This window comes from Sulfurimonas sp. (assembly GCF_028694895.1).
GTDB lineage: Bacteria > Campylobacterota > Campylobacteria > Campylobacterales > Sulfurimonadaceae > Sulfurimonas.
On record NZ_JAQVKA010000142.1, the window covers coordinates 1 to 3,075 of the forward strand.

A 3,075-nucleotide genomic window follows, 5' to 3' on the forward strand; every position below is an offset into this window, starting at 1 on the left:
TTAATGGCTCAGAAGCAATTATTTACACATATATAGATATTTTTGGTATGGATAGTGAGATTAGTAATTTAATGGAAAACTTTGAGAAGATTTCAGCCCGTAATCTTGCAATAACAGAGGTTCAAGCACAAAGACCAAAAAGAGATAGCTGGAGAGATTTTGATATTATAATGAAGAACTCATAAGTTTTAAAAGCGTCTCTATAGTTTCATTAAAATCGCTCTGCGTAGATGAGTTTTGCATCAAGAAGTTCTCCATATCTGCTTTTTTGTTAATAGCTTCATCAAGCTCAGGATCGCTCCCTTTTGTGTAAGCACCAATTCTTATAAGAACTTCATTCTCTTTTAAAAGCGTATATAGTCGTCTAAACTTTTGAACTGCCTTTAAATGCTCAGGCGTGATTATGTCGTTCATAACCCTTGAAGCTGAGTTTAATATATGAACGGGAGGATAAATTCCAAAGTCTGTCATCTCACGTGAGAGGACTATGTGTCCATCCAAGATAGAACGTGATTGGTCTGCAATAGGGTCTCCCATATCATCTCCTTCTATCAAGACAGTAAAAAATGCTGTGATAGAGCCCTTGCCCTCCTCTTTCCCAGCGCGTTCCATGAGCTGTGGAAGAAGTGTCAAAGATGATGGTGGGTATCCTTTTGAGGTTGGAGGCTCACCAAGCGCTAAACCTATCTCTCTTTGAGCCATAGCAAACCTAGTAACAGAGTCCATGATAAAGAGTACATCAAGCCCCTGATCTTTGAAAAACTCTGCAACACTCATAGCAGCAAATGCTCCATACTTTCTCATAAGTGGAGAGTCATCAGATGTAGCTACGACTATAACTGTATTTTCAAGATTTCCTCCAAGGTTTTTCTCTATAAACTCAGGAACTTCCCTACCACGCTCACCAATGAGTGCTACAACTTTTATAGGAGCATTAGCACCACGCACAATCATCCCCATAAGAGTAGATTTTCCAACTCCACTTCCTGCAAAGATGCCTAGTTTTTGGCCTTTTCCACATGTTAAGAGCCCATCTATACTCTTTACCCCTACACTAAAAACTTCATCAATCATACCACGTTTCATCGCGGCAATAGGAGCTTTTATGATTGGGGAGAGCTTTGAGTTGTTAACAGTTCCTTTGCCATCAATTGGGCGCATAAAAGGATCTACAACTCTACCTAAAAGAGAAGCACCAACAGGTATATTGAGTCCTGTTTGATCTAAAAAAACTCTATCCCCTGAGCGAAATCCCTCAACAAAGCTAAATGGTGTTATAAAAAAAGTCGCTCCATCTATCTCTGTAACCATCCCTATAGTCTCTTGTGTGCTCTGATTTGAAATAATCTTTACTATATCACTGATACTGACACTAAGACCGCGAGCAGTAATAACTGTTGCATTTATCTTTACGACTTCCCCAAATGCAACAGAGAATTGTTTATTTGATAATTTGTCTTTTAGGAGTGAGAGGGGCATCTAATAACGTGAACCATTAGGCGAATTTATCAAAGAGAAAAACTCACTTCTTGTTTTTTCATCTTTTTTAAAGAGTCCACGCAACGCTGAAGAAGTTGTAGTTGAGTTAATCTTCTCAACTCCTCTCATCTCCATACACATGTGCCTTGCTTGAATCACAACTGCAACACCTTTTGGCTTAATTGTGCTCATAATAGCATCAGCTATCTGCTCTGTGAGCTGCTCTTGAATCTGCATACGACGAGCAAAAACGTTTACAACACGAGGTATTTTAGAAAGGCCCACAACCTTGCCATCTGGGATATATGCCACATGAACGCGCCCAATGATTGGCAGAAGATGGTGCTCACATGTAGAGTAAAACTCTATATCTTTTAAAAGCACCATCTCATCATTTGAACTTGTAAAAAGAGCGGAGCTTAGTATCTCTTTTGGGTCTTCTTTATAACCACCAAAGATAAACTCATAAGCCTTTTTAACCATTTGAGGAGTTTTTAAAAGCCCTTCTCTATCTGGATTTTCACCTACATGAAGCATCATAGATTTTACTGCGTCTTCAAATTTTATATCTTGTTTATCTGACAAAACTATGCCTTTTATATTTTTTTATAACTGATAGAGTATCAAGAAGTAGCTGAGAAAATGATGTATTTATAAATATGATTTTATTGAAATAGAATAGTTTATATAAAAATGCAACAGATACGCGTTGGTATCTATTGCAAAGCTAAATTACATCACAAAAATGTGAGGAACTATTAGTGGGTATTTTTTCATTTTTCTATATATATGTTTTCTAACAACTTGACGAAGGTCATTCTCTAATGCTCTTGGATTTTCAATAAGCCCTTCTTTTATGTTAACTAAGAAAAGCTCTAGAACATCCTCTATCTCTTTAGCAAAAGCTTTATCCTGCTTATCTGCTACAAGACCAAATGATGTTACAAGTGGTTTAGATAGCATAGTAGAGTGTTGCCCATCTATCTGTGCAACAATCATAACGATACCTTCTAGTGCAAGTTTTTGACGATCTATGACAATGTCATCATCTATTTTATGATTGTTTTGATTATCAATATAAGTTTTTCCTGTTCTTACAGTTTTTACTTTTCTCATATATTTTGGAGCAATCTCTACAGTATCACCATCATTCATGATATAGATATTTCTCTCTGGAACGCCACACATCATAGCTGTCTCTTTATGTTTCATAACGTGGTTATACTCACCATGTATAGGTAAAAAGAATTTAGGGTTTACAAGGCGTAGCATAAGTTTTTGCTCTTCCATAGAAGCGTGACCTGAAACGTGAATATCTCTATCATTTGCTACTTTAGCACCAGCACGTTGAAGATGGTTAAGCATACCTGATATAGAGCCCTCATTTCCTGGAATAGCACGAGATGAGAGGACAATCAAGTCTGTAGGTTTAATCTTCACATGTCTATGCTCGCCAATTGACATTCTAAAGAGTGCAGAACTTGGTTCACCTTGTGAACCTGTTGTAACTATCAAAACCTCTTTATCATTCATGGAAGCAACTTGTTCTGGTTCAATAAAAATATTTTTTGGAAGTTTGATATAGTCATACTGCAT

At 37.0% G+C, this 3,075-nt stretch carries 4 protein-coding genes; 1 reads left to right on the forward strand and 3 read right to left on the reverse strand.

Annotated elements, in window-relative coordinates; translation table 11 throughout:
- A partial coding sequence (locus PHI38_RS09910) for a hypothetical protein (RefSeq protein ID WP_299855670.1) occupies window positions 1-185 on the forward strand: 185 nt, incomplete at its 5' end.
- Here the strand turns inward: PHI38_RS09910 and fliI are convergent.
- The 3 genes from fliI to PHI38_RS09925 all read right to left on the reverse strand — a co-directional run.
- A complete protein-coding gene (fliI, locus tag PHI38_RS09915; protein WP_299855673.1) occupies window positions 166-1,479 on the reverse strand; it encodes a flagellar protein export ATPase FliI in 1,314 nt (437 codons plus the stop codon). The two genes, PHI38_RS09910 and fliI, sit on opposite strands and share 20 nt — an antisense overlap.
- Window positions 1,480-2,064: a GTP cyclohydrolase I FolE gene (gene folE / locus PHI38_RS09920; protein WP_299855675.1), complete on the reverse strand. Its 585-nt coding sequence runs from the start codon at window positions 2,062-2,064 to the stop codon at window positions 1,480-1,482.
- A 147-nt stretch (window positions 2,065-2,211) separates the two neighbouring features.
- Window positions 2,212-3,075: ribonuclease J (locus PHI38_RS09925; RefSeq protein ID WP_299855677.1), on the reverse strand; the 864-nt coding region annotated here is incomplete at its 5' end.

What these genes read in the sequence shown, in the direction of transcription:
- fliI (WP_299855673.1), bottom strand. Translation starts at nt 1,479, where the DNA reads ATGCCCCTCTCACTCCTAAAAGACAAATTATCAAATAAACAATTCTCT.